The 26,638-nt window shown below is 68.7% G+C and carries 21 protein-coding genes; 12 read left to right on the top strand and 9 right to left on the bottom strand.

Annotated elements, in window-relative coordinates; genetic code table 11:
• Positions 1-913: 913 nt before the first annotated feature.
• From KY572_RS31750 to KY572_RS31760, 3 genes are all read right to left on the bottom strand, one after another.
• On the bottom strand, positions 914-2,695 hold the full coding sequence (locus KY572_RS31750) for a hypothetical protein (RefSeq protein WP_224247383.1): 1,782 nt from the start codon (positions 2,693-2,695) through the stop codon (positions 914-916).
• 210 nt (positions 2,696-2,905) lie between these two features.
• Positions 2,906-3,991: a hypothetical protein gene (locus tag KY572_RS31755; protein WP_224247384.1), complete on the bottom strand. Its 1,086-nt coding sequence runs from the start codon at positions 3,989-3,991 to the stop codon at positions 2,906-2,908.
• 299 nt (positions 3,992-4,290) lie between these two features.
• Complete coding sequence (locus KY572_RS31760) at positions 4,291-5,199, bottom strand: helix-turn-helix domain-containing protein (protein WP_317987927.1); 909 nt, start codon at positions 5,197-5,199, stop codon at positions 4,291-4,293.
• 62 nt (positions 5,200-5,261) lie between these two features.
• Between KY572_RS31760 and KY572_RS31765 the strand changes: the two genes are divergently transcribed.
• The 5 genes from KY572_RS31765 (at position 5,262) to KY572_RS31785 (ending at position 8,842) form a co-directional block, all read left to right on the top strand.
• Positions 5,262-6,218 (top strand): alpha/beta hydrolase family protein, encoded by a 957-nt coding sequence (locus KY572_RS31765; protein ID WP_224247386.1) that lies wholly within the window; start codon positions 5,262-5,264, stop codon positions 6,216-6,218.
• A gap of 169 nt (positions 6,219-6,387) precedes the next feature.
• Complete coding sequence (locus KY572_RS31770; protein WP_224247387.1) at positions 6,388-6,813, top strand: immunoglobulin-like domain-containing protein; 426 nt, start codon at positions 6,388-6,390, stop codon at positions 6,811-6,813.
• 148 nt (positions 6,814-6,961) lie between these two features.
• Positions 6,962-7,135 carry a hypothetical protein gene (locus KY572_RS31775; protein WP_224247388.1) on the top strand — a complete coding sequence of 58 codons (174 nt, stop codon included), beginning with the start codon at positions 6,962-6,964 and terminating at the stop codon, positions 7,133-7,135.
• A 61-nt stretch (positions 7,136-7,196) separates the two neighbouring features.
• On the top strand, positions 7,197-8,033 hold the full coding sequence (locus tag KY572_RS31780; protein WP_224247389.1) for a HEAT repeat domain-containing protein: 837 nt from the start codon (positions 7,197-7,199) through the stop codon (positions 8,031-8,033).
• Positions 8,030-8,842, top strand: a complete 813-nt coding sequence (locus KY572_RS31785; RefSeq protein WP_224247390.1) for a hypothetical protein — start codon at positions 8,030-8,032, stop codon at positions 8,840-8,842. The genes KY572_RS31780 and KY572_RS31785 overlap by 4 nt, the downstream gene beginning before the upstream one ends.
• A gap of 33 nt (positions 8,843-8,875) precedes the next feature.
• On the opposite strand, the gene KY572_RS31790 is transcribed toward KY572_RS31785, so the two are convergent.
• Positions 8,876-9,799, bottom strand: a complete 924-nt coding sequence (locus KY572_RS31790) for a zinc metalloprotease (RefSeq protein WP_224247391.1) — start codon at positions 9,797-9,799, stop codon at positions 8,876-8,878.
• 325 nt (positions 9,800-10,124) lie between these two features.
• On the opposite strand from KY572_RS31790, the gene KY572_RS31795 reads away from it, so the two are divergent.
• From KY572_RS31795 to KY572_RS31810, 4 genes are all read left to right on the top strand, one after another.
• Positions 10,125-10,640 carry an RNA polymerase sigma factor gene (locus KY572_RS31795; protein ID WP_224247392.1) on the top strand — a complete coding sequence of 172 codons (516 nt, stop codon included), beginning with the start codon at positions 10,125-10,127 and terminating at the stop codon, positions 10,638-10,640.
• Positions 10,637-11,377, top strand: coding sequence for a DUF4384 domain-containing protein (locus KY572_RS31800; protein WP_224247393.1), 741 nt, complete (start codon positions 10,637-10,639; stop codon positions 11,375-11,377). Before KY572_RS31795 ends, KY572_RS31800 begins: the two co-directional genes overlap by 4 nt.
• The gene (locus KY572_RS31805; protein WP_224247394.1) at positions 11,374-12,942 is read left to right on the top strand and encodes a caspase family protein; all 1,569 of its coding nucleotides are present in this window, start codon (positions 11,374-11,376) and stop codon (positions 12,940-12,942) included. The genes KY572_RS31800 and KY572_RS31805 overlap by 4 nt, the downstream gene beginning before the upstream one ends.
• Before the next feature lie 78 nt (positions 12,943-13,020).
• Positions 13,021-14,313 carry a hypothetical protein gene (locus KY572_RS31810; RefSeq protein ID WP_224247395.1) on the top strand — a complete coding sequence of 431 codons (1,293 nt, stop codon included), beginning with the start codon at positions 13,021-13,023 and terminating at the stop codon, positions 14,311-14,313.
• Between the two features lie 27 nt (positions 14,314-14,340).
• On the opposite strand, the gene KY572_RS47915 is transcribed toward KY572_RS31810, so the two are convergent.
• The 3 genes from KY572_RS47915 to KY572_RS31825 all read right to left on the bottom strand — a co-directional run bounded on the left by KY572_RS47915 (position 14,341) and on the right by KY572_RS31825 (position 18,065).
• On the bottom strand, positions 14,341-15,411 hold the full coding sequence (locus KY572_RS47915) for a sensor histidine kinase (RefSeq protein ID WP_224247396.1): 1,071 nt from the start codon (positions 15,409-15,411) through the stop codon (positions 14,341-14,343).
• A 441-nt stretch (positions 15,412-15,852) separates the two neighbouring features.
• Positions 15,853-17,325, bottom strand: coding sequence for a hypothetical protein (locus tag KY572_RS31820; protein ID WP_224247397.1), 1,473 nt, complete (start codon positions 17,323-17,325; stop codon positions 15,853-15,855).
• Positions 17,326-17,714: 389 nt separating this feature from the next.
• Positions 17,715-18,065 (bottom strand): plasmid stabilization protein, encoded by a 351-nt coding sequence (locus KY572_RS31825; protein ID WP_224247398.1) that lies wholly within the window; start codon positions 18,063-18,065, stop codon positions 17,715-17,717.
• A gap of 169 nt (positions 18,066-18,234) precedes the next feature.
• Here KY572_RS31825 and KY572_RS31830 point away from each other — a divergent pair, with 169 nt between their 5' ends.
• Positions 18,235-20,466 carry a S41 family peptidase gene (locus KY572_RS31830; protein WP_224247399.1) on the top strand — a complete coding sequence of 744 codons (2,232 nt, stop codon included), beginning with the start codon at positions 18,235-18,237 and terminating at the stop codon, positions 20,464-20,466.
• Here KY572_RS31830 and KY572_RS31835 read toward each other — a convergent pair.
• Complete coding sequence (locus KY572_RS31835; RefSeq protein WP_224247400.1) at positions 20,453-21,346, bottom strand: LysR family transcriptional regulator; 894 nt, start codon at positions 21,344-21,346, stop codon at positions 20,453-20,455. The two genes, KY572_RS31830 and KY572_RS31835, sit on opposite strands and share 14 nt — an antisense overlap.
• Positions 21,347-21,430: 84 nt before the next feature.
• Here KY572_RS31835 and KY572_RS31840 point away from each other — a divergent pair, with 84 nt between their 5' ends.
• Positions 21,431-22,549, top strand: coding sequence for a homogentisate 1,2-dioxygenase (locus KY572_RS31840; RefSeq protein ID WP_224247401.1), 1,119 nt, complete (start codon positions 21,431-21,433; stop codon positions 22,547-22,549).
• 33 nt (positions 22,550-22,582) lie between these two features.
• Positions 22,583-23,641, top strand: a complete 1,059-nt coding sequence (hppD, locus tag KY572_RS31845; RefSeq protein ID WP_224247402.1) for a 4-hydroxyphenylpyruvate dioxygenase — start codon at positions 22,583-22,585, stop codon at positions 23,639-23,641.
• Between the two features lie 12 nt (positions 23,642-23,653).
• Here the strand turns inward: hppD and KY572_RS31850 are convergent, their stop codons facing one another.
• Complete coding sequence (locus KY572_RS31850; protein WP_224247403.1) at positions 23,654-26,497, bottom strand: CRTAC1 family protein; 2,844 nt, start codon at positions 26,495-26,497, stop codon at positions 23,654-23,656.
• Positions 26,498-26,638: the final 141 nt, after the last annotated feature.

Below are 26,638 nucleotides of genomic sequence, written 5' to 3' on the forward strand. Positions count from 1 at the left end.
CTTGCACGATGGCGCGTGCCTGGGGATCGGGCTGCAGCCAGCTCGCATAGCTGCGGAGCCGCGCGATGGCCGCGCGCGCCGACTCTGGCCGCTTCGCGGGAGCGACGCTCTCATGCTCCCACGTGTACGACTGCCCCTCGTATCTGCCCAGGAGGGTGAGCCCGGGGGTGTTGGTGGCCTTGTAGGCCGGCTCGACCCTCATGAACGGTCCCAGCACCTCCAGCCAGCGGGCTACCAGCGAGGGGGGTAGCCACCCCGAATAGACCGTCGCCGGGTAGCCGCGCCGCACCATCATCTCGCCTGTCCGCCACACGGTGATGGTCTCCTCATGGGCCGCCAGGGAGAGCCAGTCCTCGCACGTCCTGTTGTTCGGATCGGGGCAGCGCCAGGTCCGTGCAGGGGTGAACGTGGGACTGAACGCCTCCGGCTCTCCCGGCACCCACTCCTTGCGCAGGGCCTCCAGCCGAGCTCCACCCGCTTCAGCACCGCGTCCCACGCCGCCGCGCGCCCCTTGCGCACCGCCATGGCCAGCGGGGAGGGCCCGAGCGAGGGCCCGACGAGGGACAGCTTGCCGGCCGAGCAGCCCCACATCCTCTCCGGCCAGCGATCGCCCCACACGCGTGGCCAGGAGCAACCCGGAGAGCAAGGACCCCTCTTACGCGCTGGGCACTCTCTTCCGCTCCTTCTCCCCGCGTCTCAACTCGGAGATTGGCAAAGTGAAGGACAAGAAGGAGCTCATTGCCAGTCTCCAGAAGCAACACGACCCCTGAGGGGGTCTGAGGCGGCGGATTCCGGGGGCGAGGCATCGAGGCTCGAGCTCATCTCCAGGATGGTTCCAATCCAGGAAGGGATGCGCAGTCAGAACAGACCAGATCGTGGCGCCAGCTCCACCGCCCTGGAAGCGGCCCCCGCGTCACTCCGTGCCTTTGACCTGCTTCTGCCAATGCGTGACGCCTTCGATGACCGTCATGTCACTGTCATTCGCGGCCTGCGCCATGACAACCTCGATCTTTTTCAGATCGCTCTCGAGAAAGCCGGCATGCTCGGTCAGGCCCGTCTGATGAAGCGCCTCTTTTTTCAAGTAGTACCGCGCTACGGTCAGGTCGTACTGCTCGCTGTACAGGTCGAACGACTCCAAGGAGTCATCAGCGGGGTCCCGCTGCTTGAGCAGGATCTTGTTGGGGTCCAGGCGCTTGGGGCCCCAGGGCGCGACCATGTTGTCACGTAAGGGGCCCTCCGCCGTCTTGGATGGCTGGCGCAATTGGGTGACGATGAACTTCCCAGTTCGCGACGCAGGCAGGTCAATGACGATCCGATCATATCGTGGGGCCAGGAATTCCCTGGGGGGAGCCTTCTGGGGATTCGAGCGCCACATCACCATGCGCTTAGCTTCCTTGTTGCCTTTCTCTTCCATGTAGTAGACGCGATGACCAATGAGCGAGTAGGCCTCGAGGTTGCCACTCCGGAAGCCCAGATGCACCAGCCCCAGGGTGCGCCGGTTGAGGTAGTCGAGCAGCGCGATCTGCGCGATGCGGCTTTTGATGGGCTTTAGCCTCTCCTCGACACTCAAGGTCATCAGTGAGGATTTCCATTCGAAGCGCTCCCACATCTCCGTGAGATCGATGAAGGTGGAACTCTTGCTCTCGGTTGCGAGCTTCTCCAGCTTGATCTTCTTGGAATCCAGCCACGCCCGGTCACCGCAGAGAATGACCCCCAGGCCTACTTTCTGGCATAGGGTGATGAGCTGTTTGAGGCCTCTGTAGCTGGTGTCGTGCTGCGGGTGGGGGCCTCCCTTCTTGCCTGAGAAACGAACCCAGAGAACCGCATAGCGCTTCTTCCTGAGCAGTTCGTGATCTCGCGTATCCACGCATTTCTGGATGATCTTCTCCGCGAACTTGTCGAACTCGATCAGGCTCAAGCCTTTCATTCCCCACGACTCACGCATCGCCCCCACGATTTGGCTGCGTTTGGCCTTCTGGACAATCTTCGTGCCCTCGCTCACCTCCGTGAAGTGCTCCTTGGACAGAGGCTCTGACACAACCGACGTGGTGGCACTCGTGCCCCCGGACACGCCGGACATCAAGCCGGTTGGGGGAGAGTCCTTCAGGAGGCCCATGGCTTTCTGGGCTCGGGACTTCTTGTCGTCACGCTCGCCGGTTTCCTTGAGCTTGTATGCATTCAGGGTGACATATTGAATGGCTACCTCGTCACCCTGCGAGACAAGGGGATAGGCAGCGTTCAGGCTCTTGACTGGAAGCAGGAGGATACGGCCACGCTTCACGGAGGACGACGAGAACAGAGCCACCATCTCCTTGGCCTTGCAGCGACCGTTAGGGTCCTTCGCGGAGATGTAACTCATGACTGTTGGGAAGGCCTCCCGATACCGCTCCACCTTTTGGGCGAACACTTCCCGGGGGTCCCGCTGCTTTCTCGGCTCCTTCGCTTTTCCCATCGCATCTGCGCTCACGGTGGTGCTCGCAGGGAGTTGTTGGGGAAGCACAGGGGGTTCTTCGGGAAGCACAATCGGGTGCACTGGCACCTGGTCGGTGGCCAGGGCTGAATCGGTAGCGAACTCCACCTCTTCGAGGATCAAGACGCTCAATTCCGGGTCGAGGAGCAGTCCCGCCAGCACCCCAAACATGTCGCCCGTCATATTGCCGGCGACCACCAGAAATCGTTTCATGCCACCGAGCATAGGCGCGCCATCCGAATGACTCAACATCCCGAGTTCTGGGGTGGCTCATTGAGGCGTTGGCTCAGTTCCCCTCCACGGCCTCGACCGGAGCTCGGTGTCCAGGCGCACGACGCCCTGCACGGCGGCCTCGGGGTTGGGCTCGTCGCGAGTCGCAGCAGGCCCGCGTGGACGAACGCCGGCTCGTCCCCGGAGAAGGTGAGAAGGTGAGGGTCAGGGTAGTTCCTTTGAATTCCTTTCCTTCCTCTCGCGCGGCTCCTGCTCCGCGCTCAGCAGGAAGGACTCGCTCCACTGGAGCCCCGCCTTCAAGGCGCTCTCGCGAATCCAATACGCCACCGGAATGGGGGCGCCCTGGAGCAGCCCCATGACGGGCACGCTCTGCTGCTGCACATAGGGATTCGTGAGGGGATCGCGGAAGGGGTAGGGATCGTTGACGAGGTACCACGTCTCGGCGGAGCTCTTCAGGTAGCCGGTCACCAGCGCGGCGTGCATGGGCGGGAGGAAGCGATGGAGGCTCGCCGGGAGGGCGGATGGAGCGCCTGGGCTGAGTCCCACCACGATGGGATTGCCCTGCTCGAGCTCTTGAATCATCTGGCTGGCGGGGAGCACGGGCGCGCCGGCGGCGTAGAGCCTGGGAACCGGGCGACCGCTGGCGGCGAGCCTGCGGGGAACACTCGTCAGCATCCCCGCCACCTCGACGGAGCTGCCACCGCTCATGGACTCACAGGGGCTGCAGTTGGACTGACACTGGAACTGCTCGCTGCCCGAGAACAGCGCGCGGACGATGTGGCACTGGGCGGAGGAGTCCACGGTGTCCTTCGCGACGACGACGCCATAGTGGCGGAAGACCATCTCCCCGACGGTGATCCAGCTCCAGTGGGGCTGCGCCTGGGCCCGGGGCGCGATCGGCAGCGTCTTCAGCTGAAGGTCCGAGAGGCGCTGGAACTTCGCGGGGCAGGAGAGCGGCCCCTGGGTCAGGGTGGCCGACCAGGTCGCGCCGTCGAGCGCTCCCGCGAGGACGACCTGATAGTGCTGGGGCACGCTCGCGGTGACGCGGAGCTGCGCCTCGTTCACCGTGACGGACTTGAGCTCCGCGGAGATTCCCGGCCGCGGCGAGCTCATGAAGCCCTGGAGCCCCTGAGGGCCTGGGGCCATCAGCACATGGATCGTGAAGATGTTCGGGGGCTGCTCGGGAGCCGAGGAGGGAGGAGGACAGCTCACCTTGCCCTCCCAGTGTCCTTCCACAGAGGGCGCGGTTGCCACCACCGTGGCGAGCGAGAGGGACAGGAGCAGGCTCATGCGCGGGGGGACATCCTACCCCATCCTCGGAGCTCGAAGCCCTCTGCGCGAGACAGGCGCGGTGAAAAGGTCCCGCTGCCGCCCCTCGCTGACCGCTGCCGTGTACGGCCGATACCATGTGTGACAACTGGCCCGGTGTGGCCTGCTTCCCTAACAAGAGCCGGCTGCCCTGCTGCAACGTGGATGGCACGGAGTCCAGCTGCGTCTGCTGGGACGGCCAGTGGAGCTTCCCGCTTTGATGGACTGAGGCGCGGCCGGGAGGCGGGCGGAGCACCTGCCCGCCGCCTTGCGCATCGCCCTCATCGCGTCCAGCCCCCTGCCTCTCTGGGGGCCTCACTGGAGCCGAACCGAACGCTCCGAGTGCCCGCACGCTTCAGGAAGGCGCCCGGTGTGAGCCCGATGAGCTCCCGGAAGTCGGCAATGAGGTGCGCCTGGTCGTAATAGCCCGCGTCCGCGGCGATGCGTCCCCAGTCCTTCGAGGTCGTCGCCATCCGTACGGCACGCTGCAGGCGAACGGTCCGCGCGAAATCCTTCGGCCCGATGCCGACGCTCTCCGTGAAGGCGCGGCGAAGATGCCGCGCCGTGACGCCAAGCCGCTCCGCCACGCTCTCCACCCGAACCTCTTCTCCTTCGAACAGGCGAACCGCGCGGCGAGCAAGCCGCGCCGATGCCGGCTCGAATGCCCGCTGGGTACGCAGGGCGATCACGTGGGAGAGCCGGTCGAGCACCTCCGGCAGGCTTCGCGCCGCAAGGAGCTCGAGGCAGAGCTCGTCGCTCGAACGGCCCCAGATGTCTTCCAGCGGGACGATCTGGTCCGTCAGCGTGTTCGCTGCCACTCCCAGGAGCGGCGCCGACCAGCCTGGCTTGAACTGAAGGATGACCGCCCGCGCGACGCCCGTTCCGTTCTTGAACAGCGCCCGCGTTCGCGGGCCCGCGACGCACACATCCCCTCTTCGACCCTCCTCGAGCACTCGAAAGACAAGGGTCGTTCTTCCGTCGGGCAGCCGCTCGTGACATGTGCGTCCAGCGACTGGCACGACAGTGCGAACACCCTCGACGAAGCGGGAGAGTGAGGACGTCGAGGCGGCGGAGTCCAGCGTGCGCGGCACCCTCGTATCCTCACGCGTCCACCGTGGCCGTTCAAGCCTGCGCGGAAGGAACGATGAAATGTCCGGTCCTTCCAATCCCTGGGTCGCGCCGCGCGGCATGGTTCGCGCGCTTGCCTCCGGACGTCTTCACGGGGCCAGGCCCACGAAAGGAAATCAACATCATGAGCGCACGGACTCCCGCGGCCAAAACCCCCAGCGCCCCCATGCCGGTCCTCTCGGTCAGCCCAGTCGTGCTGCCAGCTCCCGGCCGCGCCGTCGATCTCCAGGTGCGAGTCTCCGCGCCTATGACCGGAGGCGAGCTGCCCATCATCTTGCTCTCGCACGGCCATGGCCGCTCCAACCACCTCTCCTCATTGAACGGCTACGCCCCGCTCGCCAATTACCTGGCGGCACACGGCTTCGTCGTGATCCAGCCGACCCATCTCGACTCGAGGACGCTCAACCTCGGCTCCGAGGATCCGGATGCGCCGCTGTACTGGCGATCGCGGGCCCAGGACATGAAGCGCATCCTCGATCAGCTCGACGCCATCGAGCGTGCCGTCGCCGCGCTCGCCGGGCGCCTGGACCGAGGCAAGGTGGCCGTCATCGGGCACTCGCTGGGCGGGCACACCGCGAGCCTGTTGCTGGGCGCGCGGCACGAGGATCTCCGCGACGGAACGGAAGTGAACCTCGCCGAGCCCCGGATCAAGGCGGGCGTGCTGCTCGCCGCGCCCGGCAGAGGCGACGCCCTCAGCAAGTTCGCAGCCGAGAACTACCCCTTCTTCTCGACCATCGACTTCTCCAGGATGACGACGCCCGCGCTCGTGATCGCCGGCGACAAGGACGACTCTCCACACCTGACGGTCGCAGGCGCCGACTGGCACGCCGATCCATACTTCCTCTCCCCAAGCCCCAAGTCCCTGGTCACCCTGTTCGACGCAGGGCACGGGCTGGGCGGAGTCTCGGGATATGACGTCGCCGAGACCACGGACGAGAACCCCGAGCGAGTGGTTGCCGTCCAGCTTCTCACCTGGGCCTATCTCCGCACCGCGCTCTACCCCGGAGACTCCGCCTGGCAGGAAGCGCGAAGCGCGCTGACTGGAGCCGCCAGGCCGCTCGGACGGGTCGAGTCCAAGTAGGCCGCGCACCAGGAGCGGGCGAGGCTCGAAGGGCCTCAGAGATCTGTGATGCTCGAGGGTAGGGCTCCGGACTTCCGAGAGCGCCTCCCGTGCAACCCTCCGAGAAGACGGGGGATGAAGCTGGCCCGGCGGCTGCATCGGGGCCAGGGTCATGCTGAGGAGGACACACGTGCGTCTCACACTTCCGTTGCTAGCCCTCGCCTCGCTCCTGATGGCTTGTGGGGAGATCGAGGTCTCACTCACCACGGACGCCACCGAGTATGAGCCCGGTGACACCGTACAGCTCGTGCTTCAGAACCAGGGCCTGCGGAAGGTGGGCTACAACCTCTGCACCGTCCGGGTCGAGCGCCGGCAGGGCATCGAGTGGGCCTACGCTCCGCACCTCGGCGAGGCCGAGGCTTGCGAGCTCATGCTCCACACGCTGGAGGGCGGCGAACAGGCCCAGGGCACGCTGCGGCTCCCCGCGCAGCTGCAGGCTGGCGAGTACCGCATCGTGCACGATGTAGACACCCTGCGGACCGACTCCCAGGGGCGGACCATCCAGGAGCCGGTGATCAGCAACACCTTCCGCGTCGGCGCGGGAGGGGCGCCGTAGCACGGGCTGGAGCCGGCCCATCCGCGGTGATCCGGGCTGGCGCATGAGGACAATGAATCTGGCGTGTGCGGTCAATGCGCGCGCACGCCAGCTCGTGCGACGGTCTCTCCAGGCGCGGCCCTCCCGCGCTCAAACCCCGGAGCACACCATGGATAAGCGTCCCCTCGTCCTCGAAGAGCTCGAGCACCCTGTCGCACCGCCCACCGCCGACGTCGCAGCGCTCGCATCGGTGAGCGTCGGGAGTCCCTCCACCGCGGTCATCGTCCTCAAGGCCACCGCGGTGAGCGTCCCCATTGCGGCCACTTCCCAGCTCATCGGCTAGGAGAAGCGCGGGCGCTGGCCCGAGCCACCTCCAGGCCGGGCCAGCGTCCCTCGAGGACGCCATGCGAGCCACTCCCCATGACGACGCGCTCGCCGGCTTCAGCCAGGCCTGCGAGCGCCAGACCCGAGATGACGCCGAAGGCATCCTTGGATGCGCCGGTGCGCTCTCGGCGCTCCTGGGCCATGGCGTCTTGGAGGGCTTTCTGGCCGGTGGGCTCGAGCGCCTGCTCTCCGAGCCCGAGTTCGTGCCCGCCTCCGTGGGCGGTGCACTCGTGCTCGCGCGGGGCCGTCGCTGGCGGCTGGCGCTCCAGGTGCTCTCACCGGGAGCCAGGCCCGCCACCGTGGAAGGGCCCGCCGAGCACCTGCTCGTTGGAGCCATGGGGCCCGCGCCGCTGGAGGTCGAGCGCCATACCGAGGAGCCGGTCGCGCGTGATGATGTCTTCGACCCCGGGCGGCGGCTCCTCCCCGAGGCGTCTCGGACGCTGCTGCGAGGAGACGTCCTCGTGCTCGCGGCTGGGCGCGACGTGTGCGTGCCCAGACCCACGGCCCCGACGGTGATCGTCTCCGTGAGCGCCGGGCCGGTGAGACCGCTGCGGTGGTTCTACGACGGCACGACGTGTCGCGCCGTGCGGGCCGTCGCGGGCGATCCGACGGCCTCACGCCTCGAGCTGACAGCCGAGCTCCTGGCCGAGCTGGGCGGCGCGGCGGCGGCTCCCACCCTCATCCAACTGACCGAGCACCCGGCGCATCACGTGCGCTGGAGCGCCCTGCGCGCACTCTCACGGGTCGATACAGGCGCGGCACAGGATCGGCTCCAGCTCGCCGCCGACGACCCGCATCCCCACATCCGCACGGCGGCCCGTCGCACGCTCGCCCGGCTCGCGGAGTCGCTCACATGAGCCAGCTCAGCCCCCACGCCACCGACGCGGTGCTCGGCCTGGAGGACTTCCTCGAGCGTGTCGAGCGCGAGATCGACTTCGATGCGCCGGACGGCCTGCTCGCCGCCACGCCGCTGCTCTCCGCGCTGGCCAATGATCGCCACTTCCTCGTCGAGCGTCTGAACGCCGAGCTCGCCTCCGGTGACTTCCAGCCCGGCAACGAGGCCACCGCCGCCACGCTGCACCTGGCGACGCGAGCTCGCTTCTTCGTGCGCGCCAACATCTGGATGCCCTGGGCCGCCTCGGGTCCCGCCCGGGACTGGCAGCAGCAGCTCTTCTTCTACGACGTGCCGCACGACCATGACCTCGACTTCCTCACGGTGGGCTACCACGGCCCCGGCTACGAGACCGACCTGTGGGAGTACGAGCGCGCCTCCATCGTCGGGCGGCCCGGAGAGCCGGTGGTACTCACACCGCGCGGGCGCTTCCGCCTCTCGAGGGGCACGGTGATGCACTACCGCGCGCACGTGGATGTGCACACCCAGTGGCCGCCCGAGGCGCTCTCCGTATCCATCAACCTGGTGTCTCGAACGCGGCGCCATCGCTGGGAGCAGCTGCTGTTCGACGTGGAGCAGGGGAGTGTCCGAGCGCCGGTCGAGGGGGCGAGCCGAGCCCGCGCGACCCTCTGCATGGCGGCGGCACAGCTCGGAGATGCCCGGACGGCGGCCCTGCTGGAGCGTGTCGCGTACGAGCGCCCCTGTGAAACGACACGCCTCGCGGCGCTCGACGGGCTCGCGAACCTGGAACCGAGCCACGGCGAGCGCCTCTGAGCACGTGCCATACCGATCAGCAGGAGCGATGGGCTACAGCCGATAGGCCGCTCCGATGGCGTCCATGCGCGCGCTCTGGCCAGGGGTGAAGCCCGTCTTGCAGGAGTCGTCCGTGGAGTCCATGTAGTTGCGGATGGGGTCCGTGCCGCCGCCGGGGCAGCTGTCCCGGTTGACGGGGCAGCCGAAAGCGGGGCTGGCCTCCGCGGCCGTGTCCGCCACGCCATCGCTTCCCGTGCACCCCGCCTCATACGTGTGCAGCACTCCGAACCAGTGCCCGACCATGTGGACGAGCGTCGCTCCCCGGTTGAAGGGGGCCTCGGCGCCACCCGGCAGGGACGCGTAGCTCACGACCACGCCATCCATGGTGGGCCGGGCGGAGAGCTCCCAGGGGTAGCTCGACCAGCCCAGGCTCCCGTCCTGCGGGGCCATGGTGTAGATGTTCAACGACCCCGGGCCTCCCTTCTTCAAGGTGTGCTTCATGGTGGCCTCATTGCCAGTGCCCTTGAGCAGCCTGAACCACGACGGGTTCGTCGTGCGATCCAGCCAGACCAGGTCGAACCGATAGGGGGTGTTGGCGAAGGCGGTGTTCAGCACGGCCATCTGGTCGTAGACCTGCTTCAGGGTGACCTCTCCGTTGTAGGACTCCAGGCCTTGCCGGATGACGTGGAAGTAGACAGGGACGGTGACGGAGCCGTTGGCCCGCGCCGCGCGCAGCACGCGGAGCTGCTGGTATTCGTCCTCCAGCTTCGCGAACTCCTCCGAGGTGAAGTCCGGCGCGTCGCAGAGATCGTCTCCCTCCTGCATGCGCCGCGCGATCCCTGACACCTCGACCGCCTCGTCCTCGGGAGCACCTTCGGGCGAGAGGAGCGTTGCGTCACATCCCGTCATCAAAAGCGCGGACGCCAGCGCCATCATCAGGGAGTGCTTGAAGAAACACGTATCTCGATACACTTGCATCGATCTCTCCAGGGGCCAGGGGTGATGGAAAATCAGTAATCCGTAGGGGTGTGGTTTCAATATTTTTATGTATTTGTTGCATGGTGCACCTCTCCTCACGGGCGGACCTCGGCACCGTCGCGATTTGCGACACATCGTCGCTCTCGTCGCCAATCCCAAGCGAAGACCCTGTGCTTCAGGCCAGTGCGCAATCCCTGGCGTGAAATATCCAGGGCTGTATCGACACCTCATGCCCTGGCGAGCCATCCACAGGGCCTCGTGGGGCCCCTGTTCCCATTTCAGGCCCTCCGCGGGTATATCCCCCGAGGAGTGAACTGACAGGAACGTGGGTCCCGAGGAACTCTCAGCGCTGTACGACAAGTACGGCTATTGCCTTCACCAGCGCTGTTTGCTCCTCCTGGGCAACCGAGCGGATGCGGAGGATGCCGTCCAGGATGTCTTCGTGCGCGTGCGCAGCTACCAGAGCTCGCTCAAGGCGCCCGTCACCCTGGCCTGGCTCCATGCCATCGCCAACCATGTCTGCTTCGACCGGGCGAAGCGCCGGGCCCGGGAAGAGCCCCGTGAGCCCCCCGAGCTGGCCGAGCTGGACCCCCGACGACTGGGCGCTCCGGAGGATGCGGACCGCCGTGCCCTCGTCTCCTCCGTGATGGGGCAGCTCGACCGCCGCATGCGAGACATCGTCATCCTCCACCACATCGAGGGGTGGACCCAGGAGGAGATCGCGGCCCAGACAGGCTACTCGCGCCGCACCGTGGGCAAGAAGCTCGCGAGCTTCGCCGAGCTGCTGCGCGAGCGGTGGCGGAAGTTTCGGAAACTGTCATCCCCGGAGGTGACGCCATGAAGCCCTTGCCCGCTCCGCCCCGTGGCCCCGGCTGTCCTCCCGTGGTGGTGCTCGAGTACATGGCCGCGGGAGACGCCATCGAGCCCGGCATTGCGGAGCACGTTGCCTCGTGCGCGGCGTGCACGGAGCACCTCCACGCCCTCACGCAGGCGAGCGAGGCGTACCGCCGCTCCCATCCTCCCGAGCAGTTCTTGCGCAAGCTGGATGCTCGCCGGAGTCCCGCGCCAGCCTGGAGACGCTGGCTGTTCGCCCCCGTCGCTGCAGGTGCCTGCATGGTGCTCCTGGCGGTCCTGTTCATGCCGGGGAGCAACGAGGTCCGCTTGAAGGGACGGACGGAGTTCGGTGTGTATGTGAAGCGCCCAGGGGAAGCCTCGCCCCAACCGCTGGCCTCCGGTGCGAAGGTCCGCGCGGGCGAGGTGCTGCGCTTCCACTACCAGCCTCCGAGCGATGGCTGGCTCCTGCTCATCAGCGTCGATGGAACGGGGCGGCTCACCGTCTTCCATCCCTACCAGGGCAGCGCCGCGGCACGGGTGGCTGGCGGCACCCTCTCGGTGCTGGAAGAGAGCATCGCGCTCGATGACGCCCCAGGGCCCGAGCGTCTCGCTGCCATCTTCAGCCCGGAGCCCTTCACCGTGGAGGAACTCCGGGCCTGGCTGAGCAGCCCCTCCTCTGGCGCGCCGCGCATCGACTGCCCGCGCTGCCAGGTGGACTGGGTCGTCCTCGAGAAGAGCCCATGAAGCTGCCGGGATTGGTGGTGATCCTCGCGGTGCTGCTCGCGGGCGAGGCGTGGGCGGCCCCGGTGCGCTTGCTGGTGTCCATCGGCAACAACGTGGGAGACCCCACCGACGTGCCGCTGCGCTATGCCAACGCGGACGCCCGCCGCTTCCACGAGGTGATGCTGGAGCTGGGGCAGGTGCAGTCGACGCGGGCCTATCTGCTCGAGGGCGCCACGGTGGAGCAGGTTCGCGCCGCGTTCACCGAGGTGCGCGGGCGGGCGGCCGAGCTCGCCGCCTCGGGCGCGGAGGTCACGCTCTTCATCTATGTGTCGGCCCACGCTCGAGCGGGCCAGGTGCACCTGGGCGGGGGCCACCTGCCGCTGGCGGAGCTGCGCGAGCTGGCGAGGCGGGTGGCCGCGCCGCTGCGGGTCCTCATCCTCGACACGTGCGAGAGCGGCATCGTCGCGCGGCGGAAGGGGGGCAGGCTCGTCTCCGGCTACGAGCTGAGCCTGGAGCGGTTGCCTCTCAGGGGCGAGGTGCTCATCTCCTCCAGCGGGCCTGCGGAGTCCTCGGAGGAGTGGGAGTCGCTGGCGGGCTCGCTCTTCACCCACCACCTGCTGACGGGCCTGCGAGGCGACGCGGATGTGAACGGGGACGGCCAGATCACGCTGGCCGAGGCCTACAGCTACTCGTACCGGCGTACCGTGTCCGCCGCGGCCCGGGGCTCGCAGCACCCCGTGGCGGACATCGATCTGAGCGGCGCGGGAGAGGTCGTCCTGACCGAGCCGCTGCGCCACCGGAGCGCGGTGATCTTCCCGCCTGCCTCGGAGGGCTCCTTCACCGTGTCGAGCCAGCCCGAGCCGGATGTGCTGCTCGAGGTGGACAAGCGGGCAGGGCGCGTGCTGCGCCTGGCGGTACCGCCGGGACGGTACGTGGTGCGCAAGCGCCTGGGCTCGCGCGTGGCGGTGGCCACCTTGGAGCTGCCGTATGGAGGAGAGCTCACCGTGGACGAGCGGGCCATGGTGGAGCGCGGCTGGATCGAGGTGGCGGTGAAGGGAGGCTATGTCGACCTGCGCGCCTCCACGCTCCTGCTCGTGGGAGGGTTCCAGTCGGGGCCCATCCCCCAGACGGGAGCCCGGTGGCGAGCAGGCGTCGGGTACCGCCACACCTTCGGTGAGTGGTGGTGGAAGGCGGGTGTCTCGGCACAGCGCGCCACCTATGCCGGCGTGGGCCTGGACATCTCCGAGCAGAGCCTGCTCGCCCAGGTGAGCTTCGGCTGGCGGTACCTGGGCTGGCCGCTCGCTCCGTATGGGGGACTGGGTTTGCGCTCGCTGACGCTGCGCCAGAGCTTCACGCGAGCCCAGGAGGAGCGCATCCAACGCGCCTTCGGGGTGAAGGCCCTGCCTGAGCGATGGGGCCAGGGCCTGGGGCCCGTGGGGGTGGCCGGTGTGGAGATCCCTCTGGCGGGCAACGCCCTGGCGCTGCTCGAGGCCAGCGCCGAGCTGCGCTACCTCCCGCTGGAAGGTGACGCCTCGCCCTGGAGGACGGGGGCCGGCGTCGAGGCGGCGGTGGGGTGGCGATTCTGACAGTTCCCATTTTCACGGCCTCCCTCGGTACAGGGAGTGGAGGTGGAGATGTGCTCCACCCGAACCTGGGAAGGCCGCATGAAGGAGTTTCTTCGCGCGAGCATGGGAGCGCTCACCGCCGCCATGCTGATGATGGGATGTGGAGAGGGGGCGCCGGTGCAGCCGGACTATCGCGGCGAGCCGCTGGTGACACTGGAGGGCCAGCTGCTCCTGGCGGACCGCGTCCAGGTCGATGAGCCGGTGCGGCTGGCGCTCGTCTGGTACAAGTCCCGCACGGACCCATCGCAGCCCCGGGAGATCGTCACCGAGGACATCGCCTACGAGCCCTCGTTCCCCATCGACTTCACCTTCCACCTCTACGCGCCTCCCCCTCCCGAGGCGCTGACGGAGAGCGCGGCGGGCCGCTTCGGGCAGGCGATCCTCGTTGCGTACCGGGACGGCAACCACAACGGCAGGCTGGATCCCATCCCCGCCGGTGAAGTCCCCCAGGACGAGGTGCTCGGCGCCACGCTCTCGTTCTTCGACCCGCAAGCACCCGGCTACGCCCTGAGCTACTGGGAGGACGCAGGATGTCAGAACGGGCGCTTCATCCTCTCTCACGTCCCCGGAGGGGACGCTCTCTCCGGGGCGGAGCCTGTACCCCTGGACACTCCCATCCCGCTGACGCTCACCGGAGAGGAGGAGCTCGCCGCGCTGGTGTGCGTGGCGACGATGACACCCGAGGCCGCGGGCTCACCCAACCCGCTGGAGTTCTGTGGACTCCCGGCGACGCCTGGCATCCTCCGGGTGAGCGCGTCCTTCGTCCTGCGGATCGAGGAGACCTCCACCGGGGAGAGCGTCCGGGAGCAGGCGCTCGTGCGCGTCAGCGACGGGAGCCGGTGGCTCACGGCCGCGGATGCCACGGCCACCCTCAACGGTCATCCAATCCCCATCGGCAGCGTGGACACCACGCCCGGCGTCTTCCCGACTCCGGGCGCCGTGAGCACGTTGATCGTCTCAGCTCCGGGCCTGTCCTCCGCGACGTACGAGATCAGAGCCCCTGGAGTTCCGCGCCCGAGCAGCCCGGCGAGTGGAGCCACCTTCCCCTCGGGCTCGTCCCTGCGCTTCGCCTGGTCCCCAGGCCCCTTCAACGAGAGCTCATGGGTGGATCTCACGGCAGGTGCTGAGTCGACAACCCTCTGGTCTCAGGGCGGGGTACTCGGTCCGTCGAGCGAGCCACCGCCTTCCCCATTCGACATCACCACCAGCCCCATCGCATACACAGGAGACGCCTCCGCGAGATGGGTCGTGTTCAGCATGGGCTACTCGCGGCATGGGAGCCGCACGTGGTCGCAGGTGGAATACACGCGCCGGGTCACCTTCACCCCCTGACGCGCGGGCCCGTGGCGAGAGCGAACCTCAAACAGGGGGTGGCAGGGAGGTGGCGCGCAGCGAGAGGCGCAGACAGGCTCCTCCCTCGGCGCGGTTCTCCGCCACCAGCGAGCCGCCAAAGCCCTCCACCATGCTCCGGGACAGGGCCAGGCCCAGGCCTGTCCCCTTCTCGGGGCCCTTGGTGGTGAAGAAGGGTTCGAAGAGGCGCTCGAGGACCTTGGGGGGGATGCCGGGGCCATTGTCCTCCACCAGCAGCACCACCTGGTCTTCCTGGTGCAGGGCTCGCACGCGGATCTCTCCCTGCTTGATGTCCGCCTGCTCCAGGGCGTCCGCTGCATTCACCATCAGGTTGACGAGCACCTGGGCCAGCTTACGTGGGCTGGCCCGTACCTCGGGGAGCGCCTCGGGCAGATGCACCTGCAGCTGTGCCACGTGCTTGAGGCGCAGCCGCGCGATGCGGCTGGCGTCCTGTACCGCCTCCTTCACGGTACACTGCTCCGGCTCAGTGCCCTCCACGAGCGAGAAGCCGCGCAGATCCGACACGATCTCCTGGATGCGCTCCAGGCCGTGCAAGGCGTCGTGAAAGGCCTCGGCCCGCTCCGCGGAGGGCTGTTGCGGTGGCGACAGCACGTCCTCCTGGAGGAAGCGGATGCTGGAGCGCGCGTAGGCCAGCGGGTTGTTGAGCTCGTGCACCACGTTGGCGGCCAGCCGACCGAGCATGACCATCTTCTCGGACTGGATGCGCTGATAGCTGGCCAGGGCGAGCTGCTCCAACAGCTCGCGGCGCTCGCGCTCCATGCGGGCCTGGGCCTCGGCCTCGAGCATCCGGCGGGCCTGAGCGCTGGCGCGGATGCCAAAGAAGGTGGCGCCGCCGGTGAGCAGTACCCACAGGAGCAGCTTCAGCAGAGGGACGTCGTCGCTCAGGCCCAGGACGACATGGCCCAGCGCCGCCGTCACGCCGCTGCCCAGGACGGCCCGAGGGGCGAGGGGGTAGGTGAGCGAGTGGATGATGGGGAAGACGAAGAGGAAGCTGAAGAAGGGGCTGGAGGTGGCTCCTAGAAGGGCGATGAGGCCGATGAAGAAGAGCTGATCCCCCACGCAGATGAGGGTCAGGTAGCGGGAGTGGCTGGCGAGGGAGATGCGAGGGAAGACCCAGCGCTGGGAGACGATGGCGAGAGCCCAGGCCAGCCTCAGCGCGAGCGTCTCGAGGCTGAAGCGCCCCAGCAGGAGGACATCCAGCGGGTAGAAGACGAGCAGGGCGGCGGCAAAGGCGAGGGGGTGTCCCGGGAACGGGGGCGAAGGCTCTGCGGGAGCGGTCGTATCCAGACGAACCTCCAGGCAGAGGGCTGGCTGACTCGTGGGACCGAGGACTCTAGTGGAGGGCTCCAGAGGCTCTGTATGTACGGAAGGGCAGGTCGCCTGGGGCTCACCATTCCGCGGGGCCGCGCCTGTTGCGTTCGAGCTGGCGCTGCACCCAGGCGACCCTCTCCAGCGCGGGCACGACTCCCGCGCTGGAGAAGGCATGCGCGCTTCAGGAGGCTACGGGCCGCGGAAGGAGCCGGACTGCGCGCTCGCGCTTCCGAAGCTGTCTCCGCTCTGCCCCATGGCGGTGATGACGGCGTAGTGGGTGTTGCCGGCCCTTAGCTCGACGGGGACGACGAGCTCCGTCGATGTGGTGAAGAACCGTCCGAGCAGGTAGTTGCTGCCATCGACGTACCAGACCTCCACCTTGTACGAGGAGGCCGTGCCAGTGGCAGGGGGAGACCAGCTCAGGCGCGCCGGTCCGGAGACCGTGGTGACTCCTCCCTGCTCGGTGCCCTGGACGCGAATGGCGCGCGGAGCGGAGACCACCGGCGTCAGGGTCCAGCTCCCACTGGCCTGAACCAGGCGGTGGGTATGCACCTGGAGCGAGCGCCCGGTGGGGGAGGCCGTGGTGTAGATGGCCTGCACGAACCTGCGGGCGTTGGCCGGGAGCACGTCCGCGTAGGAGGTGTCCCAGGTGAAGGCGGTCGTGGGCGCCGCACCGAGGTCCTTGTAGCGCGTCAACATCCGCTTCTCGACGAGCGGGGGCTCGGCGTGCCAGGTCTCGTAGGCTCCGGCGGGAGCGGGCTGGTGGGCCTCCACCAGGTATTGCACCTGGAGGGAGCGAGTCGAGGTGGACGGCTGCTCCGCCGCGGTCTCGAAGGCGGGAGCATCCACGCTGAGACTCACGGAGCGCTTGGGCGCGGAGCTCATGTCCAGGTTGCGCTGCGCGCCGCCCGGGCTCGGCAGGCTGAGATCCGAGATCGTCGCTCCGGAGATGACCCGCTGGGAGCTGTCCTGGAGCGAGGGCGTGCTCGCCGAGGTGCTCTCGAGCTGGAGGACATGGATCCGATCGCCCAGGGAGACGTCGAGCTGCGTGGAGATGAGCTGGTTGGTCGCGATGCTCGAGGAGCCGGACGTCGCTCCGGCCGTGAAGCCCGTGGCGAGGCTGTTCGGGCGCTCGAGGGTGCGATTGTGGCTGGGGATGTGAAGCTCGAACCACTGGGAGCCTGGCGTCCACGGCTGGAGCTGGGTGTAGTTCAGCGTGAGGGTGTCCGTGCCGGAGGAGCCCTGCAGGCCCATGCGCGCCAGGTTCGCCAGGGAGAAGTCCGCGGAGGAGCCGGTCACCGGGCGCCAGGCACCGTCGATGAGGAGCCAGACGGGCCGCGCGCTCGAGGGGATGTTCGTGTACTTCACCTGGCCCTCCGCGACGAGCTCTCCCCGCTCGGAGGTGAACCCGCCCGAGCCATTGGGAACGAGGGCATTGGGAATCGTCCCGTCCGAGCCGCCGAACGCGCGAGGCCGCTGCTCGATGGTCGATCCGCCGAGATAGTAGGTCGTCCCGGTGATGGTGATGTCCTGGGGGAGGTTCTGGGTGCCACCATCCGGGGGAGGGGTGCCACCATCTCCGCCTCCGCCATCTGGGGTGGTCTCGCCATCGCAGGCGATGAGGCTGAGGGTGCAGAGCGCTACACAGAAGAGTCGACGCATGGGGGGAACAGGCTCCGGGAGAGGGTGATGCGCCCGCGCTCTTCGTGGTTCATGAGCGCGGGGCGGCCCATTCCACGGAGGCGGCTCCCGGATATTCACTCACCGCACGACGGAGAGGTCGTGCCCCTGCGGTAAGGGACGCATTCCGTGTCCGACGAGCAGCGCACTCCCTGGCAGTACGCGCTCCGGGAGCCTGCCTTGGCACCCTGATGGACCCCAGAGGGTGGTGCCCTGTCGGCGGACCGGCAGCGAACTGGTATGACAAGCAGACCAGTTCGCACAGGTTTCGCCCGGAAGGGGGACCGGACGCGGGGCGGGCTCGGGCCCTCTACCTGTTTCAGGTTGTGCGGACTCTTACAGGGGGCATGAAAAGACTTCTTCGGACCCACTTAGCGCCGGCTCGTCTTGCGCTTCGCTGCGGTCCGCTTGGCCGCCACGCTGCGCTTGAGCGACTTGCGCTGGCGGGTGGCTGCCGCCTTCTTCGCCGCGCGGGAGCGCTGCGCGTGCGTGCGAGAGGCCTGACTGCGCTGGCCGCCGCGACGGGACGACTGGTGGGTCTCGGGCTGCCCGTACCCCGAGCCGCCAGGCTTCTCTCCGCCATGGGACTCGGCGTTCACCGTGGCCCACGCGCGCCGCTTCGCCTCCTTCTCGCTCTTTCCACGAGAGGTGTAGCTCTCGGCGATGTGCTCGGCGCGGCGCTTCTGTTTATCCGTGTACTTGCTCTTGTCTCCACGAGGCATGGTGCGCCCTCCGTAGAGGCAAGGTCTGCATCGGCAGCCCCCTTGTGCAACCACATCCTCGCCGCCCATCCCGCCAGCAGGGGAGGCCAGCAAGCATTGTTTCGGGCAGGGCGAGCGGCCTCCTATAAACCTCGTGCCCGTGGCCGGACGGGAAACGAGGTCTCTGGAGATGATGGGTACTCAACTGGTGAGGGCGGGGACGCGTGGGGACCGCGCGTCACGGGTGGCTTCACTCCTGGTAGGGATTGTCCTCCTGGCCGCGACGGCCTGCTCTGAGGAGGCTGCTCCGGGGCCGGCTCCGGTGCCCACGCCGGACGGCCCGGCGGAGGACTGGTGCGAGCGCGTGGCCGCGGGGCCCGTGGGGGCGACTCCCGGTCCTGTCGCGATGTCCGAGGCCCATGCGCTGATGCGCTTCTTCGGAGTGGGGTCCAGCTACGCCGAGGTGGATCAGGCGCTGGCCCTCGCGCTGATAGGCGACACCGTCGACTGGGACGCGGCGGCGGTCTCGTATGCCGAGCAATTGCAGCCGGTCTGTGCCCTCGACGCTGTGCCGCGGCCGCTGCCCGTCGCACGGGTGGAGCAGGTCGGCGGCGTCGCGGTCATCCACCCCGGTACGGGGGAGCTCGTCCTGCCGGACTCCGTCCAGGCCGTGGCCATCGATCTCCGAGGACTCCCGGCGGATCCGCTGCTGGAGCAGGCCCTGGCCCGGGCCATCGCCGTGGCGAGCACCCAGCCCGTCCCTCGCGTTGCCACCCGAGTCCGGGCGCACCAGGGCATGACGGACGAGCGCGCGGTCCGGGCCGGCGTTTACTCCAATGATCTCGTGAAGCGGGTCTCTCCGCCCTTCGAGCCCGCGGGGAAGAGGGAGCTGCCCGTGGCGCTGCTCACCGGCTCCACCCTGGCGCCCGTCGCCGCCCGGTTCGCCGTGGATCTCCGACTGGCGCAGCGGGCCTGGATCTTCGGCGAGTCCCTCCCCACGGCGGTGGCGGAGTACCGCTGGGCTCCGGTGGGGACGAGGGGGCTCGCCATCCGGACCGAGGTGCTCGTGGACGATCGGGGCACGCTGCCAGATGTCATCGCCGCGGATCGCCCGCTCGGAGACAGCCTGGAGGCGCTCCTCGGCGAGCTGGCGAACCTGGGCACTGCCCCGGCCGTGGCACGCGACGCCAAGGTCACCCGCCCCGCCCTGACTGGGAGGAGTGGCTCCGACTCACCCACGCCTCCCATGGAGGCCTCGCCCGGTGTCGCGCGTGCCGACCTCCTCATCGCCCATAGCGCCCTGCGGCGGTTCTTCCCCTACTTCCACGTCGTGGGAGACGGCATCGACGAGCGGCTGCGCCAGAGCCTCGCCGAGGTGGATGCCGGGCCGATGGACTGGAGGCGGCTCGGCCACGTGCTCCAGCGCTTTGGCGAGGTCCTCCACGATGGACACGTCTCCGTGGGCCTCCGGGAGAGCATCTACGCTGGCTACTTCCTCGTCGTCCCAGAGAGTGTCGGGGGAGAGGTGGTGGTCCGGCGCTCCGCGGTCCCGCAGGTGAAGCCGGGCGACACCCTGGTGAGCATCAACGGGCGCCCGGTGGCCGAGTGGCTTGCGGAAGAAGTCCCCCGGACGTCCGGTTCCCACCCGGGTGCCCAGCTCTCCCGGGCCCTGCAGCGGCTGACCTGGCTCGATGGGCCCACGCAGTTTGGAGTCCGTGCGCTCGATGGCTCCACCTCCTCCGTGCTGGTGTCGCCCTCCTCGCTGGCGTCCCGAACGGAGTTCGGCTCAGCTCCCTCGGCTCGACGGGCGGGGAGGCTCACCGACCTGGGCGTGCCAGGGATCGCCTACATCAACCTGGCGGACTCGGTGCTCTCGGATCTGGAGGTGTTCCGTCAGAGCGTCCAGGAGGCCGTTGGCGCCAGGGGGCTGATCCTGGACATGCGCGGCTACCCGGGCGTCGATCCCTACCATGCCCTGCGGCACCTCATCCCACAGGCCTTCAAGAGTCCCTTCTTCCGCGTCCCGCACTGGAGTGGGCCGGACCATCTGGAGATGACGGAGGACCAGTACTCGCTGACTCCCGACTCGAGGCTCTTGTTCGAACAGCCCATCGTGTTGCTCACGGGGCCGGGAGCCGTGTCCGCGGCGGAGAACCTCTCGATGATGCTCGTGGGCGCCAAGAGGGTGCGCGTGGTCGGCCGCCGCAGCGTGGGGACCAACGGCAACATCACCCGGCTGTGGCTGCCGGGAGGCGTCACGTTCGTCTTCACGGGGATGGAGGTGCTGTTCCCGGATCGCTCCCCACTGCATGGCGTGGGGATCGTCCCCGACGTGGAGGTGCAGCCCACCGCCGAGGACTTCGCCGCGGGGCGCGATCCGGAGCTCCTGAAGGCCATCGAGCTGCTGGTCACGGAGGGGTAGGAAGCTCCACGCCCGTGAGCGCCTGCACGACGCGGCTGGCCGCCCGGCCCAGGCGCACACCCGCCCGGTGGTGCAGGGATGGGTGGAAGAGGTGGGTGGCGCCGGATGCGAGCTTCAGCGCCTTGAGCTCACCCCGGCGCAGCTCGCGCTTCATCAGGTGCTCCGGCAGCCACCCGTAGCCCAGCCCCTCGAGGATGGCCGCCTTCTTGGCGGCGAAGTCGTTGAGGTGCACCGTGGAGCGTCCCTCCAGCGCTCCCGTGCTGAGCTGCAGGCGGGGATCCGAGCCGCGCACCGTGAGCAGCAGGTGTCGGGCCAGCTCCTCGTCCTTCAGCGGACCGCGCTGTGTCGCCAGCGGGTGGGAGCGGTGGGCCACCAGGACCGCCTTCAGGTCCGCCAGCCGGTAGGAGCGCAGGTCCGGCAGGGTGGGGGGGAGGACCGAGACCATCAGGTCCGCCTCGTCCCGCGTGAACGCCGCCTCGACACCGGCCAGGAACTCCGCCGAGACGTGGAAGCGGGTGCCAGCGCCTTCGGCTCGGAGCTGCTTCACCACGCGCAGCAGCGGCTCGGCGGGGAAGATGCCGTCGAAGATGATGCGCAAGGTGGGCTCCCAGCCCGCGCGGATCTCCGCGCACGCGGCCTCCAGCTCCCGCTCGGCCTCCAGCAGCTTGCGGCAGTGCTCGAGCACCCGCTCGCCCGCTGGCGTCAGTCGGGTCCGGTAGCCGCGCCGGTCCAGCAGCACCAGCTCGGTCTGCTCCTCCAGCGTGCGCAGCGCGTAGAGCACCGCGGTGTGCCCCTTGTGCAGCGCCTTCGCCGCGGCCGCGAACGTGCCCTGTCGGGCGAGCGCGTCGAGGGCCCGGGCCTGCTCCAGCGTGACGTTCATGAGGGAGATTGTGCATGGGACTGACAGTCTCTGGCAGTGCTTTGTGCTTTCTTCCGTCCAGGCCCATCCCTAGCTTGGCGAGGTATGGACATCCCGTACGTTCGTGGCCGGGTGGCGGCTCAGGCGCATGTAGGGCTCCCGGAAGGGACGGTGGAGGAGGAGTACGCGCGCAACGGCTTCTTCGGCCGCTACGCCCACCTCTATCGCCGCAACCCGCCCGTGGGCTGGACGCGCATCGAAGGCCCGCTGCGTCCCCGCGCCTATGACTTGCGGCGCCTGCCCGGCGACACGGGCGGAGACTGGGTCGCCGCGCGCCGGGCCCTGCTGGCCAACGACGATGTGCGCCTGTCCTACGCCACCCTCTCCTCGCCCATGCCCTACCTCTTCCGCAACGCGGACGCGGACGAGGTGCTCTTCATCCACGCCGGCGCGGGGAGGCTGGAGACGGACTTCGGCCCGCTCTCCTATGAGCCGGGGGACTACGTGGTGCTGCCGCGCGGCACGGCCCACCGCCTGGCGCCCACGTCCCCCACCCAGGTCCTGGTGGTGGAGGCCTTCAGCGAGGTGGGCTTCCCGGAGAAGGGGATGCTCGGCCAGCACGCGCTGTTCGATCCCGCGGTGATTCGCGTCCCCTCGCCAGAGGAGGGCTCCTCGCTCGATGCGAACGCCGAGGGCGAGTGGGAGCTGCAGGTGCTGCGCGAGGGCGAGGTGACCCAGATCTTCTACCCGTACTGCCCGCTGGACGTGGTGGGCTGGAAGGGAACGCTGGCGCCGCTGCAGCTCAACGTGCGCGACATCCGCCCGGTGGTGTCCGAGCGCTACCACCTGCCGCCCTCGGCCCACACCACCTTCGTCATGCGCAACGCGGTGATCTGCACCTTCCTCCCGCGCCCGCTGGAGAACGGGGACCCGCGCGCGATGAAGGTGCCCTTCTTCCACTCCAACATCGACTTCGACGAGGTGCTCTTCTACCACAGCGGCCAGTTCTTCAGCCGCGAGGGCATCGCGCCCGGGATGCTCACCTTCCACCCTCAGGGCATCCACCACGGCCCCCAGGCGGGGGCAGAAGCGCGCGCCGCGAACGCCACCCGCACCGAGGAGGTGGCGGTGATGCTCGACACGCGACGCCCGCTCCGCGCGCAGTCGGCCATCGGCCCCGCGGAGCTCACGGACTACTGGAAGAGCTGGCAGCCGAAGCGCTGACGCTCTGTCCTTTCGCATCAGGAGACCCTACGAATGAGCCTCAACCCTGTTGGCCTGCAAGGCATCGACTTCATCGAGTTCGTTTCGCCCGAGCCGGAGCGGCTCGATCGCCTCTTCCAGGCGTTCGGCTTCTCGCGAACCCTGCATCACCCGGCCCGCCGCATCGATCTGTACGAGCAGGGAGAGATCCGGCTGCTGCTCAACCGGGGGAGTGCCTCGTTCGCCTCGGGCTTCGCCTCCCTGCATGGCCCCTCCATCTGCGCCATGGGCTGGCGCGTGCATGACGGCCGCAAGGCGCTGGAGGCGGCGGTGGCGCGTGGGGCCCGCTCGCGGGGCGAGGGAGACCTGTTCTTCCGCGATGGCAAGCCGGTGCCGGCGGTCTACGGAATCGGCGACAGCCTCATCTATCTGGTGGACGGCGCCACGGATGCGAACAAGTGGGAGCGGCTCGGCTTCGTGGCCCACCCGGAGCCCGTGCGCGTGCCCTCCAAGGGCTTCACGCACCTGGACCACCTGACCAACAACGTGGAGAAGGGGACGATGGGGCGGTGGGCCTCCTTCTACAAGGACCTCTTCGGCTTCACCGAGGTCCGTTACTTCGACATCCGCGGCGTCAAGACGGGGCTCACCTCGTACGCGCTGCGCTCGCCCTGCGGCACCTTCTGCATCCCCATCAACGAGGCGGACGAGAAGAAGAGCCAGATCAACGAGTACCTCGAGGAGTACAAGGGGCCGGGCGTCCAGCACCTGGCGTTCCTCACCAACGACATCCTCGGCTCGCTGCGCGCCCTGGAGGGCACCGGCATCGAGATGCTCGACATGGATGACGACTACTACCGCGAGGTCTTCCAGCGCGTGCCGCAGGTGACCGAGGACCGCGAGGAGATCCGCCGCCGCCAGGTGCTCGTGGATGGCGACGAGGAAGGGTACCTGCTGCAGATCTTCACCAAGAACATCATCGGGCCCATCTTCATCGAGATCATCCAGCGCAAGAACCACCTCTCCTTCGGGGAGGGGAACTTCTCCGCGCTCTTCCGCTCCATCGAGCGGGACCAGGCCCGGCGGGGAGTGTTCGACGACACGCGGCGCTGAGCTTGGTGCTGCTCAGGGGCGGAGGAGGGCTCCGACACTCTCGGTAGGCATCTCGAGCCGGTGAACCTGTCCCGGCGGGAGCGTGTACCGGGAGGAGGGGCCCCGGGTGCCGCACCACTGCACCTCCACCTCCACCGTGGCGCCTGGGGCGAGGGTCCCCAGGCCGAAGTGCAGGCGGCGGTCTCCCTGGGCCGCGAGCCCCGTGACGGCCTGTTTCTGCTGCACCTGCCGCCGGCCATCGGGTGAGGTGAGGCGCACCTGGCTGCCCAGCGCCTCCCGGTTGCACCGCTTGCCGTCTCCGATGAGATCCACCGCCACCCAGGCGTTCTGGCGACTCTCCTCGGGCATGTTGAGGAAGAGGGAGGGCGGTCCGAGCTGGTTCGCCATCGCGACGTCCAGCCTCCCATCTCCATCCAGGTCGACGAGCGCCACGCCTCGGGTGTTCTCTCCGGAGCGCAGGCCCACCGGGTCGCGCGCATCGACGAACTGGGGCCGGGCCTCCGGGCCCCGGTTGAGGAACACGCGGCGTCGCTCGTTCTCGAAGATGCAGTAGCCGCGCAGGTCGGCCCACGCGTCCGCGTACGTGTGGATGTCGGGCCCGGACTGCGCGAACTTGTGGTGGGTGTACCAGAAGGAGGGGCAGCGCTCGCTCACGCGGCCCGTGCCCGTCTCGAAGCGGTCATCGAGATAGCCGTTCCCCTGGACGACGTCCGGGAAGCCATCGTCGTCCAGGTCGCCGATGCCAGCGCCCCAGCCGAAGTGGTTCTCGTTCAGCAGGCCGCGCCGGCTGGCCTCGTCGGTGAAGCGCACCTGTCCCGTGTCGGGATCCACGCCGCCGTTCACCCACAGCAGGGAGCCCTCGGCCAGGATGGGCACATGGGCGTTCGACACGTAGAGGTCCAACCGCCCGTCCCCGGTGAGGTCGAACGCGGTGCTGTTCATGCCCTTGTAGGTGTCTCGGCCGATCTCTCCGAAGAAGCGCCCCTCCACGTGCGTGAAGCGCGGCTCCGTCGGGCTGCCGGTGTTCAGGTACAGATCATCCGGCCCGAAGTCGTTGGCGAAGTAGAGGTCCTCATCTCCGTCCCCGTCGAGGTCGGCCGCCGAGAGCGCCAGCGTCCAGTGGGTGGCGGTGAGGCCGAGCGCTCGGGCGTCGAGCCGCTCGAAGCGGCCTCCTCCGAGGTTGCGCAGCACCTCCGTGGGCCCTCCGTTGTCGGCCTTGTGCCAGGAGCTGTGCAGGAAGGCGAACATGCGTCGGTCGCCCTCGTACTCGGGCTGGGGCAGGTGGAAGACGTTGATCCTGCGGCCCGCGTCGTCTTCCCGGCGCACGGTCGAGCGGATGAGCACGTCCAGCCGCCCGTCCGCGTCCAGATCGACCACCGTGCTGGCGTAGCCCGTGACGTAGAGTGACTCCAGGCCCGAGCCCTCCGTGGCATCGGTGAAGCCTGGCGTTCCTTCCTCGGTCAGCCGGTTCAGCAGCAGGCGCGGCGGCCCGAACGCCACGGGCAGGAGGATGTCGAGGTCCCCATCGTTGTCGCTGTCGAAGAACAGCCCCATGCCGGCGAAGCCGTTCTTCGTCGCGTCGCGATCGATGGGCTCGGTGGGCAGCGGGATGCGCTCGAAGCGCAGGTGTCCCGGCTCGGAGGCGTTGCGGAACAGGGCCACGCGGTGGCCCTCGGCGGCGAGGGGCGAGATGAAGAGCAGGTCGCTCCGGCCATCCCGGTCGATGTCGCCGGTGGCCACCGCCGCGCCGACGCTGAGGATCCACTTGGCGACGTGTGCCAGGCGCGGGTCCAGCTGCGTCAGCAGGCTCCCGTCGTGGGGGAGGCGGATGCCCGCGTCCGCCTGGGCGACCTCCGTGAGCTGGAACGTGGCGCGCGCCTCCTCCGCCGCGGGCCTGAGCACGAGGCGCCAGGCCAGGACCGCGGGGACGACCAGCAGCGCGGCCACGGCGACACGGCGCGCGAGGCCCAGGTCGAAGGTACCGCGCGCCCAGACCGCCAGCCCCTGGGAGCGCAGCCGCCGGGCGTGCTGTAGCAGGAAGCGACCGGACTGCACGGTGAAGGCCGCGTAGAAGAACGTGAAGAGGCTCTGGCCGGCGTGGAAGAGCAGATCGAGGAACGCGACGAGGAAGGCCGCGAGCACCTGCCCGCGCACCGTGGGAGGCGAGGTGCGCGGGTCGGTCATCATGAAGAACGTGAACAGGTAGAACGGAGGCGTGGTGAGGCTGCCGACGATGAGCACCTCGGGCGGGGTGTGGTGGCGCACCAGCCACGCACGCAGCAGGAGGAACAGGAAGTAGAAGCCGAGGAAGGAGAGGACGAGCGCGTGGCGCTCCACTCGGAAGAGGAAGAGCAGCAGCGCCGTGAGGATGATGACCCCGGACATGACGCCGCTGCCGCCCCACTGGTAGGCGGGCGAGCTGGTGATGAGGTCCCCGAAGAAGAGCAGCGTGGTGGCCACGCCGAAGAGCGAGGGGTTGATGACGTGACGGCCCTCGACGGTGAGCAGGTGCTTGGAGGCCACGGCGAGGAACACCGGCACCAGCATCAGCAGCGGGTCGTGCGCGTAGTTGAGCAGCAGCGCCAGCGACAGCGAGGAGATGACCGCGGAGAGCGGGAAGAGCAGCCGCCGCTTCAGGAGCAGGTGGAGGAGGACATCCAGCCCCGCCGCCGCGAGGACGGTGGTGAGGATCTGCCCCGGGCTGCGGTTGAAGCCGAGCACCGTGGTGCCCAGCACGGCGAAGGAGGCGAGCAGCAGCGCGAAGGGGATTCGCGCATCGCCCCTCGACGGCAGGCCGTCCACGGCGAGCTCATGGCCGAGGACGCGGGCCTGCACGGTCAACGGAGCCGAGATCATACCGGGAGGTTACCGCAGCCCGCGTGCGCAGGCGCGGTGTGCCTCCGGAACACCGTACCCCGGGCTACAAGCCGACCCGGACCATGAACTCGATCTCGCGCTCGGCGCTCGAGGGGTCATCGGTCTCACGGCACACGGCGG

Origin of the sequence: Hyalangium gracile (genome assembly GCF_020103725.1) — a bacterium.
GTDB classification, from domain to species: Bacteria; Myxococcota; Myxococcia; order Myxococcales; family Myxococcaceae; genus Hyalangium; species Hyalangium gracile.